The sequence below is a fragment of the Stenotrophomonas sp. YJH_SMC_119 genome (assembly GCF_059368315.1).
Window position 1 is genome coordinate 239,176 of sequence record NZ_JCAFRP010000002.1, and the last position, 16,198, is coordinate 255,373.

The window sequence follows — 16,198 nt, forward strand, 5'->3', positions numbered from 1 at the left end:
ACGCCACGTACGGAAGATTGGCGTTCTGAATGGTTTGCAAGCCGTGGGGTGGTTGCCGGCCAGCGGCCGGCACTACGGTTATTCGAATGAGCCGACCGAGTCGTGGGCCAGGTTGTCGAAGCGGGTGTACTCACCGAAGAACTTCAGCTTGCACGATCCGGTCGGGCCACCACGGTGCTTGCCGATGATGATCTCGGCCAGGCCCTTGTCCGGCGAATTTTCCTTGTTGTAGTAATCGTCGCGGTAGATGAACACGATCATGTCCGCGTCCTGCTCGATTGCGCCCGATTCGCGAAGGTCGGCCATCACCGGGCGCTTGTCGGTACGTGTTTCCAGCGAGCGGTTGAGCTGCGACAGCGCGATCACCGGCACGTGCAGTTCCTTGGCCAGGCCCTTCAGCGAACGCGAGATCTCCGAGATTTCGGTGGCGCGGTTTTCGCTGTTGCCCGGCACGCTCATCAGCTGCAGGTAGTCGATCACCACCAGGCCCAGGTCGTGCTCGCGCTTGAGGCGGCGGCACTTGGAACGCAGCACTTCCGGCGACACGCCCGGCGTATCGTCGATGAAGATCTTGGTTTCCTTCAGCATCTTGATTGCGCTGGTGACGCGGCTCCAGTCTTCATCTTCCAGCTGGCCGGTACGCAGGCGCTGCGCGTTGATGCGGCCGTTGGAGGAGATCAGGCGCATCGCCAGCTGCGAGGCCGACATTTCCATCGAGAACACCGCCACGCCCTTCTTCGACTTGATCGCCGCGTACTCGGCGATGTTCAGTGCAAAAGTCGTCTTGCCCATGGCCGGGCGCGCGGCGAGGATGATCAGGTCGGTCGGCTGCAGGCCGGCGGTCATCGCATCGAAGTCGTTGTAGCCGGTCGGCAGGCCGGTGATGTTGCCGCCGTTCTCGAAGCGGTTGCGCAGTTCCTCGAAGGCATCCTTCAGCGCGCCAGGCATCGCCACGAAGTCGGTACGGCCGCGTGCACCCTGTTCAGCGATGGCGAACACGCTCTTCTCCGCAGAGGCCAGCAGCTCACTGCTGTCACGGCCCTCAGGCTGGAAGCCATCGTTGACGATGTCGGTGCCGACCTGGATCAGCTGCCGCAGCACGGCCTTGTCACGCACGATCTCGGCATAGGCCACGATGTTGGCCGCCGACGGCGTGGTGCTCGCCAGCTCGATCAGGTAGGCACCATCGCCCACCAGTTCCAGCTTGCCCTGTGATTCGAACCACTCGCCCAGGGTCACCGCGTCGAACGGCCGCTCGCGCTCGGACAGCTCACGGATCGCGCGGTAGATCATCTGGTGATCGCGGCGGTAGAAATCGCCCTCGGTCAGCTGGTCGTTGACCCGGTCGTAGGCCTCCGGCGCCAGCATCAGGCCACCCAGCACCGCCTGCTCGGCTTCCACCGAATGCGGCGGAACGCGCAACTGGTCGATACGCGATTCATCGCGATCACGATCAAAGCCATCACCGCGCTCTCTGCGGTTGGAACGGAAGCCGGAACGAGCGGACATGCTGCGGTGTTTCCTGCAAAAGTGGGCCGGACGAGTGTAGGCATGCGCCGACCCCGGCAGCCATGGACAAGCCTGTGGATAAGCCGTGGAGAAACGGGGGATATCCGCCAGTGCCTGGCCACTCTGGCGCGGGGGCGTCGCAGTGCCTGCGACGGGCGCCGTTGCGGCGCCCGGGTGGGTCATTATCGCAGATCAGGCGGCCAGGGTCGGATTCCGTGCAGCGCACGGACTCCGGTGCTCAGCGGAACGTGGGGCCAGGGCCCGCCGCTGCGCGCCGGGATCCGACCCGCGGCCTGGCTGCTGCCACCCCATCGGTCTCAGTCGCCCTTCACGTGCACCGCGATCAGTGCCAGGAACCGGTCCACGTACCCCTGCAGGAATTTCTGCGTGCCCTCGTTGTGGATCGTGCCGTCGGCGTCGATCAGGCCGTCCTTGAAATGGATGAACGCCTCGGGCTGGCCGAGCACGTGCATGTCCAGGAAGGCCAGGCTGTTGCGCAGGTGCTGCTGGGCCACGGCGGTGCCGATCTGGCCGATGGAGGCGCCGATCACCGCCGCCGGCTTGCCGGCAAACGCACTGTCACCGTAGGGGCGCGAGCCGATGTCGATGGCGTTCTTCAGCACGCCCGGCACCGACCGGTTGTATTCGGGGGTCACGAACAGCACCGCGTCGGCGGCGCGCACCTGATCCTTCAGCCGGGTGCCCTGAGGCGGGTACTGGCCATCGAAATCCTGGTCGTACAGCGGTAGATCACCAATCTGCACGTACTGGAAGCGCGCGCGGTCGCCAGCGATCTTCTCCAGCGCATGGGCCAGCTTGCGGTTGCAGGAATCCTTGCGCAGGCTGCCGACGAACACGGCGATGGTGGGGACGGACATAGGGACATACTCCTCACGGTGCGGGAGGCCCAGCCTAGACGCCGGGCCCGTGCCGTCCGGTGAAGATCAGCCCCCGGTCACGCGGGCCCGCACCTGCCGCCAATGCGCCTGCCAGGCCTGGAACATCAGCACGTTCCACAGGTGGGTATGCCACTTGCGCTGGCCGCCCAGGAACTGCTGCCACAGCGGCTGCACCGCCGCCGCCGACAGCACGCCTTCGCGCTCCAGGCGCGCCGGCTGCAACAGATCCTCGGCCCACGGCCGCAGGTCGCCCTTCAGCCAGTCGCTGACCGGCGCGCCGAACCCGCGCTTGGGCCGGTGCACCATTGACTGCGGCACGTAGCGGCCAAGCACGCGCTTGAGCAGCACCTTGCTGGTGGTTTCGCTGCGCTTGAAGCCCAGCGGCAGCGACCAGGCGAACTCGGCCACGCGCCAGTCCAGCAGCGGCGCGCGTGCCTCCAGGCTGACCGCCATCGAGGTGCGGTCGACCTTGCAGAGCAGGTCATCCGGCAGGTAGGTCACGTAATCGGCCAGCATCATCGCGTCGGCCGGCGTGCCGGCACCGTGCAGCGGATCGGCCAGGTCGTAGAAGCTGCCGGCGGCCTGTGCGCCGGGCACTGCCGCGGCGGGGTCGCGCCAGCGCGAGATGCGGTTGCGGTACACGTCGCCAATGCCACGCGCGCCGGACTCGGCCAACAGCGCGGCCAGTCCGCCGGTCCGCGAGGCCTCGCCCTGGTGCTGCGCGCGCGCGCCCATCCAGCGTCGCAGCGGGCCCGGCACGCGGCCCAGCATCTGCCAGTTGCGCAGCGCGCGCACGTAGCGGGTATAGCCGAAGAACAGCTCATCACCGCCGTCGCCAGACAACGCCACGGTCACGCCCTGCCGCGCCAGCCGGGCGACCAGCGCGGTCGGCACCTGCGAGGCATCGGCAAAGGGTTCGTCGAACATTGCCGGCAGCTGCGGCACGACTGCCAGTGCATCCGCGCCGCTGACGTAGAGCTCGGTGTGGTCGCAGCCCAGATGCGTGGCCAGTTCCCTGGCCAGCGGTGCCTCGTCGTGGCCCGAATCGGTGAAGCCGATGCTGAAGCTGTGCACCGGCTGCCCGCTCTGCGCCTGCATCAGCGCCGCCACCAGCGACGAATCGGTACCGCCGGACAGGAACACGCCCACCGGCACGTCGGCCACCATGCGCAGCGCCACCGCGTCGCGCAGCAGCCCGTCCAGCTGCTCCTCTGCTTCCTCGATGCGGCCCTGGAACGGCGCAGCCAGTGCCGCCTGCATGCGTGCACGCGCATCCCAGTACGGGCGCTGCGCCTGCTCCGGGCGATGCGCCGATGCCCCCGCCGCTACGGCTTCGGCGTCCAGGCGCAGCATGCGGCCGGGCATCAGCTTGTAGCAGCGCTGGTGGATGCTGTGCGGGGCCGGAATGTAATCCAACCGCAGCAACAGGGTCAGCGCGTCGCGGTCGATGTCGTTGTCGAACGCCGGGTGCTGCCACAGCGCTTTCAGTTCGGAACCGAACACCAGGGTGTCACCGGCCCAGCCGTAGTACAGCGGCTTCTTGCCAACGCGGTCGCGTGCCAGCCACAGGCACTGCGCCTGGCGGTCCCACAGCGCGATGGCGAACATGCCGTTGCAACGCTGCAGGGTTTCTTCCATGCCCCACTGCAGGATCGCCGCGAGCAGCACTTCGGTGTCGGAATGGCCACGGAAAGCATGCCCCAGCGGCTCCAGTTCGGCACGCAGGGCGGCGAAGTTGTAGACCTCGCCGTTGTAGGCCATCACGTAGCGGCCATCGGACGAGGCCATCGGCTGGTGGCCCAGCGGCGACAGATCGAGAATGCTCAGCCGACGGTGCGCCAGCGCGATGCCTGCCCCGGCATCGACCCAGCTGCCGCCATCATCCGGCCCGCGGTGGTGCAGCGCCTCGCCCATGGCCAGGACCTGCGCCTGCAGCACCTCGGCCGACGCCACCGGCGCCGGCAACAACATTCCCGCCAATCCACACATGCATCAAGGTTCCTGCGCCAGTTCAAGGGCGGCGCCAATCACCGCATTGTCGCTTGGAAGCCCGAACATTGCTGCCCCTGCCAGCGGGGTATAGGTATCGGCGCCGCAGACCCGGCGCAGCGGCAGGTGGCCGAAACCGGCCTCGACCAGTGCGGTGACCACACCCTCGCCCACCCCTCCACTGTGGCGGCCCTCGTCCAGCACCAGCACACGCCGTGCGCTGGCGGCCTGGCTGGCGATGAAGCCCGCATCCAGCGGCACCAGCCAGCGCAGGTCGACCACCCGTACCTGCCAGCCCAGTTGCTGTTCGATGGCCCGCGCTGCGCGCAGCGCCATCGGCACGCCATTGCCGTAGGTGTAGACCACCAGGTCGCCAGCCTCCGGCCCGTAAACACGGCCTTCGCCCGGCACCAGTGCCCGGCCCTGGGCCGGGTAGTCGAACAGCCACTGGCCATCGCCCGGCTCATGCAGGTCCTTGCTCATGTACAGCGCGATCGGCTCCAGGAACACCGCCACGCGCCCATCCACCCGGGCCAGCGCCGCCAGCGTGCGCAGCATCATCACCGCGTCGTCGCCGCGCGATGGGCAGCCGACCACCAGCCCGGGGATGTCGCGCAGGGCGGTGACCGAGTTGTCGTTGTGGAAATGGCCGCCGAAACCCTTCTGGTAGCCCAGCCCGGCCACCCGCACCAGCATCGGGTTGCGGTACTGGTCGTTGGAGAAGAACTGCAGCGAACAGGCTTCGCCACGCAGCTGGTCGATGGCGTTGTGCAGGTAGGCCAGGTACTGGATCTCCGGGATCGGCAGCATGCCCATGTTGGCCAGGCCCTGCGCCATGCCCAGGATCATGGTCTCGTCCAGCAGGGTGTTGAAGACCCGGCGCGGCCCGAAGCGGCGCAGCAGATCCTTGGTGACGGTGTAGACACCGCCCTTCTGCGCCACGTCCTCGCCGAACAGCAGGCTCTGCGGATACTTGGCCAGCAGCTCCTGCAGACCATGATTGATCTGGATTGCGAGATGCCGCGGCGCCTGTCGTTCCGGCAATGCCTCGGCACCGCCATAGAGTGCCTCGCGTGCTTCGGCAGCGACCTCGCGCTGCGCTTCGGCCTGCACCGCTGCAGGGGTGTACGGTGCCAGCGGCGCCATCACCTCCCGCAGCGACTGCAGCTTCGCACTGCCTTCGGCATCGGCGGCAGCGGCCATGCAACGCGCGCGCATCGTTTCGTAGGCCACTTCGATGGCGGCCGCATCCATCCAGCCTGATTCCAGCGCGATCTGCGCCGAGCGCAGCAGCGGATCCTGCGCCTCGGCCGCGCACAGTTCCGGCAGCGCGCGCCATTCCACTTCAAAGTCGGTGCCGGCATGGCCCATCAGGCGCGTGGTGCGCAGATGCAGGAAGGTCGGCCGCCGCGTGCGCCGGCAGTGTTCCACCGCCGCCTGCACCTGGGCGTGCCCGGTGGCCAGGTCGAGGCCATCGGCAAAGAAATAGTCCAGCCCCGGCTGGTGGCTGAAGCGCTCGGCGATCCAGCCATCGGGGGTCTTCACCGAGATGCCCAGGCCATTGTCCTCGCAGACGAACAGGATCGGCGCCGGTAGTTTCTGGTAGGCCGACCACATCGCGGTATTGAAGGCGGTCTGCGCGGTGGCGTGGTTGGCCGACGCATCGCCGAACGAGCACAGCACGATGCTGTCGGTGGGAATGGGCAGCGCGTGCCCCAGCCGCTTGCCACTCTCGATGGCCAGCGCGGTACCCAGCGCCTTGGGCAGGTGCGACGCAATCGTCGAGGTCTGCGGCAGCACCCACAATGGCTTGCTGCCCCACACCTTGTGGCGGCCACCGCTGGCCGGATCATCCGCGCTGGCGGCGAAGGACAGTGCCGCATCGCGCAGCGGGTCGATGCCCGGCACCTGCCGCGAACGCTCGGCCATGAAGGCGCCGGAACGATAGTGCAGGAAGGCAGGATCGGTGTGCCGGCAGGCCCGCGCCAGCAGCGCGTTGCCTTCATGGCCGGACGAACCGATGGTGTAGAAGACCTTGTTCTGCACGCGCAGCACGCGCGCCATCAGGTCCAGCTGGCGGCTGGCCAGCTGCGAGTCGAACAGTTCATCGAAGGCGGCAGCGGTGAGCGTACTGCCCGGCAGGATCGGAGCATCTGCCGCGGGTCGCGGGCGCGGCGTCCCGCGCCACCCGCGCACCGCCTCAAGGAAATTGACGTCGCACACCTCGGCGCGGTTGAGCCCCCGCATGCGTGCGGGAATCGGATCCGGAACCACAGCGAACATCGAACACCCTCCGTGTCGTTGTTGCGTTCCGCCCGGCAATACCGGGCGCTACCCTGTGGGCATCAAGCCGCCTCGAAGCGCGAGCGCACCTCGGCGGTCACCGCCGGCATCGGCAGGAAGCGCGGCTGCGCACGCACGCGCTGCAGCCAGGCGCGAACTTCCGGGAACGGCTCCAGGCTGATGCCGCCCTCGCCCGCCACATCGGTATAGGCAAACAGGGCGATATCGGCAATGCCGTATCCGCTGCCGGTGAACCACTGCGCTTCGCGCAGGTGCTGCTCCATCACCGCCAACGCGGTGGCGGCACGCTCGTGCAGGCGTGGCAGTTCGGCACGGCGTGGCGAGTCGGGCGCCGTCCAGCCCCGGATGAAGCGCGCTACCGCCACGCACGGCTCGTGCGTGTACTGCTCGAAGAACATCCAGCTCAACGCCTGCGCACGCTCCCAGCCATCGCTGGGCAGGTAGGGCGTGCCTTCGGCCAGCCAGAACAGGATCGCGTTGGACTCGGTCAGCACGCGGCCGTCGTCGCGGACGATCAGCGGCACCTTGGCATTCGGGTTGAGCGCCAGGAATTCGGGCGTGTGGGTCTGGCCATGGGCACTGTCCACTTCCACCCAGCGGTAACGGCTGCCGAGCTGCTCAAGCAGCAGCCGGACCTTGTGGCAATTGCCCGAGACCGACATGCCATGCACCGTCAGCGGGACGCGCTCTTCCACCATTGCCTGCTCCATCGGATCCGGCCGGCGGCCGGCTGCGTGCAGTCTGGCAAGTGCGCCAGGGAATGCCAAGCGCGGATGCAGCATGGCACCCCGGTAGTGCTTGCCGCTGGCCGGCAATCGCACGAATCCTGCTGCAACGAGGTTGCCGGCCAGCGGCCGGCACTACCGGGCCACGTTCAGCGTGCACGCTGCCGCCACTGTTCGCGCGACTGGCCCCAGATCTGCATCGGTTTGTCGTTGTACGGCGGCGGCAGTTCGCCCATCCGCAGCAACGTGCTGCCCAGCTTGCGCGCGACCGCCCGCGAGTTGTCGTTGTTCTCGGCGATGGTATGGATCACCTCGTGCCAACCCAGCGTGTCGAAGGCCCAGTCGATCGCCGCGACCGCCGCTTCCGGCGCATAGCCCCGGCCCCAGCTGGCGCGGCGGATGCCCCAGCCGACCTCGGTACCCGGCCAGTCCTGCGGTTGCCAGGGGCCCATCCGCCCGATCCAGTCCCCGCTGGATTTTTCGATCACGCTGAACATCGAAAAGCCGAACAGCTGCCAGGCGCCAGCCAGGCTGCAGAAGCCGCGCCAGGCTACCGAAGGCGGCTGCACGCCACCGAGCGTGCGCATCGTTTCCTCGTCGGCGCAGAACGCCAGATAGGGTTCGTAGTCCTCGCGCAGCAGCGGACGCAGGATCAGGCGCTCGGTTTCCAGGCGCAGGTCGAAGATGCTCATGCCGACTCCATGTCGAAGGGGCCACCATGATGGTGGATTCCGCCTCCACACGGATGAATGCCCGCGCTCACAACGAAACGGGCCGGCATGCGCCGGCCCGTCGGGTACAGCACGTATTCTGGATTACTGGCGCGTGGCCGCAGTGGCGCCGGCAGCAGCGGTCTGCGTGACCAGCTGGCCATCGACCACCGGCAGGCGATCGCTGGCCGGCTTGTTGTCCATGCGCACGGTCTTCTCGGCGCCGTCGTAGCGGTAGGTCACGTTGTAGCCCTTCACCACGTCATTGGTGCCCATGGCGATGCGGTTGCCCGGCTTGCTGGCCATGCGCATGGTGCCGGTGGTGCCGTCCTCGTTGCGGTAGGTCACGTTGTAGCCGGTAACACGGCTCGACTCGGAGGTGGCGGTCTCGGTGTGGCACTGGCGCTCGGTGCGGTTGACCACGCGGCCACCCACATGGCGCTTGTCGATCTGGTTGCCGATGAAGCCACCGGCCACGGCACCGGCTGCGGTCGCGGCCTTCTTGCCGTTGCCACCGCCGACCTGGTTGCCGAGCAGGCCGCCGACCACCGCGCCGACCACGGTGCCGCCGACGTTGCCGTCACGCTCCGGCAGGCGCTCCTGCACGGTCACGTCCTGGCAGACCTCGTGCGGGGTCTGGGTGGTGGAGGTCTCGCGCACGGGATCGGTGCCGATCACGGTGGCGTAGGCCTTCTGCTTCTCGGTGATCGGGTCGACCTTCAGCACGTCGGCGTATTCCAGCCCGCGCGGTGCAGACGGGTCGAGCTTGTCACCACGCGCGCCATCGTCAACGGCATTGCCGTCAACCAGCCGCGATTCACCGTTGGGGGTTCCGGCGCTGATGGAATCAGGCGACTTGTCGCCACTCTTCATGAAGGCGGCGGTGGCGATGCCACCGACCAGCAGCGCGCCCGCTGCGACCAGGACAGTTGTAGTTGTGCTTTTCATGACCTGCTCCTTGCGGACCATCCGCAACGTTCTCGGCCCAGATTGCAGCATGCACTGCCTGAACGGAATCTCCACATTTCCTGCTCATTCCTGTAACCCATTCAGCATCGGGAAATGCTGGGCCCGTGGTAGCGTTTGCATAGTCCCCACGAGGATCCACGCCATGGCCAACCCGATGCTGCTGCCGGTACTGCAATGGGCCCGCCGGCTGCGCTACCCCACCCTGTTCAAGCTGACCGCCGGCCTGTTCGTGCTGACCCTGTTCATTCCCGACCCGATTCCGTTCGTCGACGAGCTGGTACTGGGCTTCGGCACCCTGCTGCTGGCCAACTGGAAGAGCCGCAATACAGTCCCGGCCCCGCCGCCGCTGGAACAGCGTTGATTCCGCTGGTCGACAGCCACTGCCATCTGGATGCCAGTGAATTCGATGCTGACCGCACGGCGGTGATCGAGCGCGCGGGCGCTGCGGGCGTGCGCGAGCAGGTGGTACCGGCCGTCACGGCCGCCAGCTGGCCGAAGCTGCGCGAGGTCTGCCGGCAGGCACCGGGGCTGTACCCGGCCTACGGCCTGCATCCGATGTTCCTGGCCGAGCACCGGCCCGACCATCTGCCGCTGCTGCGCGAATGGATCGTTCGCGAACGCCCGTGCGCGATCGGCGAATGCGGGCTGGACTTCTTCGTCGAGGGACTGGATGCAGAGGCGCAACAGGCGTACTTCATCGGCCAGCTGCAACTGGCCCGCGAGTTCGAGCTGCCGGTGATCGTGCATGCGCGACGCGCGGTGGATGCGGTCATTGCCGCGATCCGTCGCGTCGGCGGCCTGCGCGGCGTGGTGCACAGCTTTTCCGGCAGCCCGGAACAGGCCGCGCAACTACATCGGCAAGGCTTCCTGCTCGGTCTCGGTGGTCCGCTGACCTACGATCGCGCGCAACGGCTGCAGCGCCTGGTGCGCGGGATGCCGCTGGAACAGCTGCTGCTGGAGACCGACGCGCCCGACCAGCCTGACGCCGGCATCCGCGGCCAGCGCAACGAACCAGCGCGACTGGCAGTCATCGCCCGCCACGTGGCCGCACTGCGCGGGATGGAGCTGGACGCGGTGGCCCAGGCCACGACGGAGAATGCGCGGCGCCTGTTCGCGCTGCCGGCAATGTAACGGGCAGGTGCCGGCCGCTGGCCGGCACGATCCATCACACCTCGCTGGACTCGACCACTTCGGCCTTCACCTTCTTCGGCTCCAGCAGCATTTCAAGCGCCTTGCCGACCGCCGCAAAGGCGAAGGCACCGGTGATGTGGGTTGCCGCACCGAGGCCTGCGCCACAGTCCAGTTTCAATGCAGAATCCGCACCGAGGTTCGGGCGGATGCCGCAGACGCTGCCATCGGCCTGCGGATACTTCACGTTTTCCAGCGAGTACACCGCCGGTACGCCAAAATAGCGCTTGGCATTCTTCGGGAAATTGAACTCGCTGCGCAGCTTCTTGCGGATCAGCGCCAGCATGGCGTCATGCTCGGTGCGCGAGACATCGCGGATGCGCACCAGGGTCGGATCGGTGCGACCACCGGCAGCCCCCACGGTCAGCAGCGGCAGCTTGCGGCGACGGCACCAGGCGATCGTCTCGACCTTCACCCGGAAGCTGTCGCAGGCATCGATCACCAAGTCGAAGCCACGGTCCAGCAACTCGGCCATGTTCGACACGGTCAGGAATGCCTGCACGGCATCCACCTCGATGTCAGGGTTGATCGCACGGCAGCGCTCGGCCATCGCCTCGGCCTTGTTGCGGCCGTAGTTGCCTTCCATCGCCGGCAGCTGCCGGTTGGTGTTGGACACGCAGATGTCATCGGCGTCGATCAGGGTCAGGTGGCCGACCGCCGAACGCGCCAGCGCTTCCACCACCCACGAGCCGACCCCGCCCATGCCCACCACCGCCACGCGGCTGCCCTGCAGGCGCTCGAGCGCACCTACGCCATACAGCCGTTCGATGCCGGCGAAGCGTTGTTTGACCTGTTCGTTCATGCGGCTATTTTAACGTGCAGGCGCCAGCGCCTACAGCGCGCCGGCATCGAACCCAACGTTGCACGCCAGGAGAGCCCGCCATGAACGCCAGCCCGCCCCGCCGCCCGTCCACTGCCCAGCGGTACCTGTTCGTGCTGTGCCTGGGCCTGCTGATCGGCCTGGTCGCCACGGTCATGGTCGGCCGCGCCCTGCAGGCCCGCCGCGACCCGTTCCCGGACAGCCTGATGCAGGTGATGCAGCGGCAAGCGCAGCTGCTGCAGCAGGCCCAGCAGCAGAACCGCTGCAGCCTGGCCGACAGCGTGCCGCGGCTGCAGGCCCTGCGCCTTCTGTCCAACGACCTCGACCTGGCCTTTCCCGGGCTGAAGGACAACGGCCGGTTCCAGCAGCACGCCAGCCAGCTGCGCGGCAACCTCAACGCCGCATTGGCGGCTCCGCCCAGTGACTGCACCGCCCTGGCCAAGGTCGTGGAAACCGTGCAGGCCGACTGCCGCGCCTGCCACCAGGACTTCCGCTGACGCGCATTCATCCTGTAGCCGGGCAAGGCACACCTGGTTGGCACCTTGTTCACGTTCGAAAGGAGAGGATTCGTCCACCCTGCTGCATGACGCAGTACCACCCAACACACCCGCCTTCACGGCCAGGAGACGCTCCATGAAGATCCAGCTCATTGCCGCCAGCGCCATCGCTACCCTCGCCCTGGCTGGCTGTGCCACCTCGCCCGGCTACGGTGGCGGTGGTTACAACAACGGCTACAACAATGGTGGCTACGGCAACAACGGCGGTTACAACCAGGGCCGTTGCGCTGACTGTGGCATCGTCACCCGCATCAACACCGTGCCGTCGGGCCGCACCGCGCCCAGCGCGACCGGCGCCATCCTCGGCGGCATCGTCGGTGCCGTGGCCGGCCATGAGATCTCCGATCACACCGGTGGCAGCCGTGGCAACAAGAACATCGCTGCGGCCGCAGGCGCAGTCGGTGGCGCGCTGGCCGGCAACCAGATCCAGAAGAACGTGACCAGTGATACCTACGACATCAGCGTGCGCATGGACGATGGCCGCACCATCGTGGTCAACCAGCGCGACCTCGGCGGCATCCGCGAAAACACCTACGTGCGCGTGGTCAACGGCAAGGTCATCCTGCGCTGACCTGCGCCGGGCCGGCGGCAAAGAAAAAAGGCCCGCTTGCGCGGGCCTTTTTCATGTGACGGCTTGCAGCGCGATCAGGTCGGCTGCACGGCGTCGGCCTGCAGGCCCTTCTGGCCCTGCACGACGGTGAAGGTGACCTTCTGGCCTTCCTTCAGGCTCTTGAAGCCCTGGGTCTGGATGGCACGGAAGTGCACGAACACGTCTTCGCCGTTTTCACGGCTGATGAAGCCGAAGCCCTTTGCATCGTTGAACCACTTGACGGTACCGGTCTCGCGATCAGACATCTCACTAACTCCCTGGTGACTCTCTCTTGTTGTTGGAAACGCCTGGTGGGCGGCTGACAAGCAAGGGGGAAGCGAGGTGCATCGATGCAGCGGATCGGGAAGATCTTGCTTCATCAGGCCACGATCCACGGTGACCTTGCCAAGCTCAGCGACTGCAACTTAACCCGCCCAAAACGAAAAAGCAACTGGCAAAATCTTTCACTGTCAACCCCAAAACGGCGACCATACGGGACAGCATGGGACTCTCATTCATCTTATATCTGCTAGCGGTCATTTTTGTCCTTGTCGGCATCGCCGGAATCATCCTGCCGGCCCTGCCCGGCATCCCGCTGGTGTTCATCGGACTGCTGCTGGCGGCCTGGGCGGACGGCTTCACCCACGTCGGCTGGCCGACCCTGGTCGCGCTGGGCGTACTGACCGTCCTCTCGCTGCTGGTGGACGTGCTGGCCACGGTGGTGGGTGCGCAGCGGGTCGGTGCCAGCCGCAAGGCACTGTGGGGTACGTTCGTCGGCAGCATCGTCGGCCTGTTCTTCATGCCGATCGGCCTCTTTGCAGGCCCCCTGATCGGCGCCCTGGCCGGCGAGTACTGGCACACCCGCGAACTGGGGCGCTCGACCAAGGTAGGCCTGGCCACCTGGCTCGGTATCCTGCTCGGCCTGGCGCTGAAACTGGCCGTGGTGATCGCGATGCTCGGCCTGTTCGCCTTCGCCTGGTTCCTGTAACCCGCACTGCCTTCACGCCGCGCGCACGCGGTGCCCGTGCATAAACCGTGGGGGCTGGCCGTGAACCGGTGCAGCCGCCACACTGTGCGATTCCCGTATTCACCTAAGGGCCTGCTGCAATGACCCTGTCTCCGCTGCTTCCCCGTCTCGCGCCGCTGGCGCTGGCCCTGGCCAGTGCGCCGCTGGCCGCGCAGGAGTTCGCGCCCAGCGCCGAAGCCTCGCCGGCCGCGTGCGCGGCGATTACCACCGATGCTGCCCGCCTGGCCTGTTATGACCGCCAGTTCGGCCGTACCCCGCAGGCCACTGCCGAGGCCGACGCTGCGGCCGAGGCGGCCGCGCAGGCCCGTCGCGAAGAACGCCAGACTGCACGCGTGAGCCAGGGCGAAGAGAAGCTGCGCGAGCGGGTCAGCGATCTGTTCCGTCCAGCAGCCCCTGACAGCGCACTGGCCAATGCTGGCCGCGGTTCGTTGCTGGACAGCCGCTGGGAACTGGCCGAGGACTCCAAGCTGGGCCCGTTCCAGCTGCGCGCCTACAAGCCGGTGTACCTGCTGCCGGCGTTCTGGACCAGCGATCGCAACACCACGCCGCATTCGCCGAACCCGGCCAACACGGTCACCACGCCGCAGGTGCTGGACAGTGCCGAGCTGAAGTTCCAGATCAGTTTCAAGACCAAGATCGCCGAGAACCTGTTCGGCGACAACGGCGACATCTGGGCCGGCTACACCCAGAGCTCGCGCTGGCAGGCCTACAACGGCGAGGATTCGCGCCCGTTCCGCGAAACCAATTACGAGCCGGAAGTGATGATGGTGTTCCGCAACGGCTACTCGATCGGTGGCTGGCGCGGGCGCATGACCGGCATCGCGCTGAACCACCAATCCAACGGCCGCGCCGACCCGCTTTCGCGCAGCTGGAACCGGGTGATGCTCAACATCGGCCTGGACCGCGAGAACTGGGCGCTGGTACTGCGCCCCTGGTACCGCATTCCCGAGACCCGCAGCGACGACAACAACCCGGACATCGAGGATTACATGGGCCGCGGTGATGCGACCCTGACTTGGAACCGCAACGGCCACGAAGTCTCGCTGATGGCGCGCCATTCGCTGCGCACCGGCAGCCGCTCGCACGGTGCCCTGCAGCTGGATTACGGTTTCCCGATCAGCAACCTGCTGCGCGGGCATGTGCAGGTGTTCGACGGTTACGGCGAAAGCCTGATCGACTACAACCACAAGGCCACCTACGTGGGCGTGGGCGTGTCGCTGCTGGAGTGGTTCTGATGCCCGTGACGATCTGGCACAACCCGGCCTGCAGCAACTCGCGCGGCGCATTGAAGCTGATACGTGATGCCGGCTTTGATCCAGCGGTGATCGAGTATCTCGGCAATCCACCCGATGTGGCTACACTGCGCCAGGTGCTGGCCGAATCAGGATTGAGCGCACGTGATCTGGTGCGCAGCAAGGAGGCGCAGTTCGCCGAACTGGGCCTGGAAGGTGCGGACGAGGCCACGCTGCTGGCCGCGATGGCCGAACACCCGCGACTGATCAACCGCCCCGTGGTGCGCACGGACAAGGGCACACGCCTGTGCCGTCCACCGGAAACAGTGCTGGAGATCCTGTAACCCGCCTCGCCGCCGCGTAGCGGAGCGTGTTGGTAGAGTCGACTGTTGGTAGAGTCGACTGTTAGTCGACTCCCTCCTCACCCTTCATATGCATCCGCGGAAAAGCCCGCACTGCGTGCGATAGTCGACTGACAGTCGACTCTACCCCAGCGCCCTCTTCTACCCGGATGCCCTCCCCCCCGGCTGGCTTACAGCCAGTCGGTGATGCCTTCGCGGCGGTACACCTCGGCGAACGCCGGGCGCGCCTTCATCGACGTGGCGTGCGCCTTCAGTACCGGCCAGGTGTCGGTGGGCCTGGGCATGTTGCGCGACCAGCGCATCAGCATCACCAGCATGTAGTCGACCACGCAGGGCGTGGCGCCCAGCAGGTAGGGGCCATGTGCATGCAGGTGCGCGGCCACATGCTGCCAGGCCGCTTCCAGGCGCTGCCGTGCCATGCCGCGGCTGGCCTCGATATTCGCCTCGCCCGCCATTTCGTGTGGATAGAACCAGGCTCGATAGGCCGGCTGCAGCGTATTGGCACACCAGAACATCCAGCGGTAGGCATCGGCGCGCTGCGGCGTGCCCAGCGCGGGCAGCAGGTTGGCGTCCGGATGGCGATCAGCCAGGTACAACGCAATGGCCGCCGCTTCGGTCAGTACCAGGCCATCGATCAGCAGTGTCGGCACCACACCGGCCGGATTCAGCGCCAGGTACTGCGCCGACTTGTGCTCGCGCGCGTCGAAATCCAGCAGCACCAGTTCATGCTCGATGCCCAGCTCGATCAGCAGCCAGTGCACCACCAGCGCGGCGGTACTGGTCGAACCATACAGCGTGGTGCTCATGCAGAAGATCCTGTACAGGTGGATCAGCCGATTATGCGCCCGCGCGCACGATCGTTGCTCAGCCGCAGCTGCTCATGCAGGAATCCCGGCGTTCGCCACAGGACATCATCGGCGCGCGCATCGTACAGTCATGCGTCTTCAGTTCGCAGGCATGGCGCAGGTCCGGGTTGTCCACGTCCTTGCAGCGCTTGTCCGGCGCCGGCACCATCCGCTGCTCGCAATTGCTCTGGCGGCTGCCGAGAGAGTCATTCTGCGCCATGCAGCTGCGATAGCCGGCCTGGCACTGCACGCGGCACTGCGCCGATGCAGGGAAATCCGCGCCTTCGTACGACGCTGGGGTGTTGCAGCCGGCCAGCGCCAGCAGCATGCCTACCACGATGAATCGATGCAGGGCCATGGACACGTCCTGTGCGAGGGTGTGCCGACCGTAGCAGAGCAAGGGCTACAGGCGCGTTAATCCCCCCCCCCGGATACAACAACGGCGCCACACGGGCGCCGTTGTCTGGACCGAA

18 protein-coding genes are annotated in these 16,198 nt (G+C 66.9%); 7 read left to right on the forward strand and 11 right to left on the reverse strand.

Features of this window, described 5'->3' with window-relative positions; translation table 11 throughout:
- Positions 1-78 precede the first annotated feature (78 nt).
- The 7 genes from AC5P6S_RS05390 to AC5P6S_RS05420 all read right to left on the reverse strand — a co-directional run bounded on the left by AC5P6S_RS05390 (position 79) and on the right by AC5P6S_RS05420 (position 9,084).
- On the reverse strand, positions 79-1,509 hold the full coding sequence (locus AC5P6S_RS05390) for a replicative DNA helicase (RefSeq protein WP_005410278.1): 1,431 nt from the start codon (positions 1,507-1,509) through the stop codon (positions 79-81).
- Positions 1,510-1,826: 317 nt separating this feature from the next.
- The gene (locus tag AC5P6S_RS05395; RefSeq protein WP_005410279.1) at positions 1,827-2,387 is read right to left on the reverse strand and encodes an NADPH-dependent FMN reductase; all 561 of its coding nucleotides are present in this window, start codon (positions 2,385-2,387) and stop codon (positions 1,827-1,829) included.
- 66 nt (positions 2,388-2,453) lie between these two features.
- Complete coding sequence (gene asnB, locus AC5P6S_RS05400) at positions 2,454-4,397, reverse strand: asparagine synthase (glutamine-hydrolyzing) (RefSeq protein ID WP_024956651.1); 1,944 nt, start codon at positions 4,395-4,397, stop codon at positions 2,454-2,456.
- Positions 4,398-4,400: 3 nt separating this feature from the next.
- On the reverse strand, positions 4,401-6,680 hold the full coding sequence (locus tag AC5P6S_RS05405) for a transketolase C-terminal domain-containing protein (protein ID WP_005410281.1): 2,280 nt from the start codon (positions 6,678-6,680) through the stop codon (positions 4,401-4,403).
- Positions 6,681-6,742: 62 nt separating this feature from the next.
- Positions 6,743-7,399: a glutathione S-transferase family protein gene (locus tag AC5P6S_RS05410; RefSeq protein ID WP_005410282.1), complete on the reverse strand. Its 657-nt coding sequence runs from the start codon at positions 7,397-7,399 to the stop codon at positions 6,743-6,745.
- A 176-nt stretch (positions 7,400-7,575) separates the two neighbouring features.
- Positions 7,576-8,118: a GNAT family N-acetyltransferase gene (locus AC5P6S_RS05415; RefSeq protein ID WP_005410283.1), complete on the reverse strand. Its 543-nt coding sequence runs from the start codon at positions 8,116-8,118 to the stop codon at positions 7,576-7,578.
- Positions 8,119-8,241: 123 nt separating this feature from the next.
- Positions 8,242-9,084, reverse strand: a complete 843-nt coding sequence (locus tag AC5P6S_RS05420) for a glycine zipper 2TM domain-containing protein (RefSeq protein ID WP_005410284.1) — start codon at positions 9,082-9,084, stop codon at positions 8,242-8,244.
- Between the two features lie 163 nt (positions 9,085-9,247).
- Between AC5P6S_RS05420 and AC5P6S_RS05425 the strand changes: the two genes are divergently transcribed.
- Positions 9,248-9,466 carry a DUF6116 family protein gene (locus tag AC5P6S_RS05425; protein ID WP_005410285.1) on the forward strand — a complete coding sequence of 73 codons (219 nt, stop codon included), beginning with the start codon at positions 9,248-9,250 and terminating at the stop codon, positions 9,464-9,466.
- Positions 9,463-10,236, forward strand: coding sequence for a TatD family hydrolase (locus AC5P6S_RS05430; protein WP_080353398.1), 774 nt, complete (start codon positions 9,463-9,465; stop codon positions 10,234-10,236). The genes AC5P6S_RS05425 and AC5P6S_RS05430 overlap by 4 nt, the downstream gene beginning before the upstream one ends.
- A gap of 34 nt (positions 10,237-10,270) precedes the next feature.
- Here the strand turns inward: AC5P6S_RS05430 and AC5P6S_RS05435 are convergent, their stop codons facing one another.
- On the reverse strand, positions 10,271-11,095 hold the full coding sequence (locus tag AC5P6S_RS05435; protein ID WP_495204510.1) for a tRNA threonylcarbamoyladenosine dehydratase: 825 nt from the start codon (positions 11,093-11,095) through the stop codon (positions 10,271-10,273).
- Positions 11,096-11,175: 80 nt separating this feature from the next.
- Here AC5P6S_RS05435 and AC5P6S_RS05440 point away from each other — a divergent pair, with 80 nt between their 5' ends.
- Both AC5P6S_RS05440 and AC5P6S_RS05445 read left to right on the forward strand, forming a co-directional pair.
- The gene (locus AC5P6S_RS05440) at positions 11,176-11,610 is read left to right on the forward strand and encodes a hypothetical protein (RefSeq protein ID WP_012480790.1); all 435 of its coding nucleotides are present in this window, start codon (positions 11,176-11,178) and stop codon (positions 11,608-11,610) included.
- 136 nt (positions 11,611-11,746) lie between these two features.
- Entirely contained in the window at positions 11,747-12,241 is a 495-nt protein-coding gene (locus AC5P6S_RS05445) for a glycine zipper 2TM domain-containing protein (RefSeq protein ID WP_005410289.1), read from the forward strand.
- A 74-nt stretch (positions 12,242-12,315) separates the two neighbouring features.
- Here the strand turns inward: AC5P6S_RS05445 and AC5P6S_RS05450 are convergent, their stop codons facing one another.
- Complete coding sequence (locus AC5P6S_RS05450) at positions 12,316-12,525, reverse strand: cold-shock protein (RefSeq protein WP_005410290.1); 210 nt, start codon at positions 12,523-12,525, stop codon at positions 12,316-12,318.
- Positions 12,526-12,761: 236 nt separating this feature from the next.
- On the opposite strand from AC5P6S_RS05450, the gene AC5P6S_RS05455 reads away from it, so the two are divergent.
- The 3 genes from AC5P6S_RS05455 (at position 12,762) to arsC (ending at position 14,862) form a co-directional block, all read left to right on the forward strand.
- Positions 12,762-13,247, forward strand: a complete 486-nt coding sequence (locus AC5P6S_RS05455) for a DUF456 domain-containing protein (RefSeq protein WP_033835435.1) — start codon at positions 12,762-12,764, stop codon at positions 13,245-13,247.
- Between the two features lie 119 nt (positions 13,248-13,366).
- Positions 13,367-14,521 (forward strand): phospholipase A, encoded by a 1,155-nt coding sequence (locus AC5P6S_RS05460; protein WP_005413953.1) that lies wholly within the window; start codon positions 13,367-13,369, stop codon positions 14,519-14,521.
- The gene (arsC, locus tag AC5P6S_RS05465) at positions 14,521-14,862 is read left to right on the forward strand and encodes an arsenate reductase (glutaredoxin) (RefSeq protein WP_062607409.1); all 342 of its coding nucleotides are present in this window, start codon (positions 14,521-14,523) and stop codon (positions 14,860-14,862) included. The genes AC5P6S_RS05460 and arsC overlap by 1 nt, the downstream gene beginning before the upstream one ends.
- Before the next feature lie 188 nt (positions 14,863-15,050).
- Here arsC and AC5P6S_RS05470 read toward each other — a convergent pair whose 3' ends face one another.
- On the reverse strand, positions 15,051-15,686 hold the full coding sequence (locus tag AC5P6S_RS05470) for a glutathione S-transferase family protein (RefSeq protein ID WP_012480793.1): 636 nt from the start codon (positions 15,684-15,686) through the stop codon (positions 15,051-15,053).
- A gap of 58 nt (positions 15,687-15,744) precedes the next feature.
- Positions 15,745-16,083, reverse strand: a complete 339-nt coding sequence (locus AC5P6S_RS05475; RefSeq protein ID WP_005410295.1) for a hypothetical protein — start codon at positions 16,081-16,083, stop codon at positions 15,745-15,747.
- Positions 16,084-16,198: the final 115 nt, after the last annotated feature.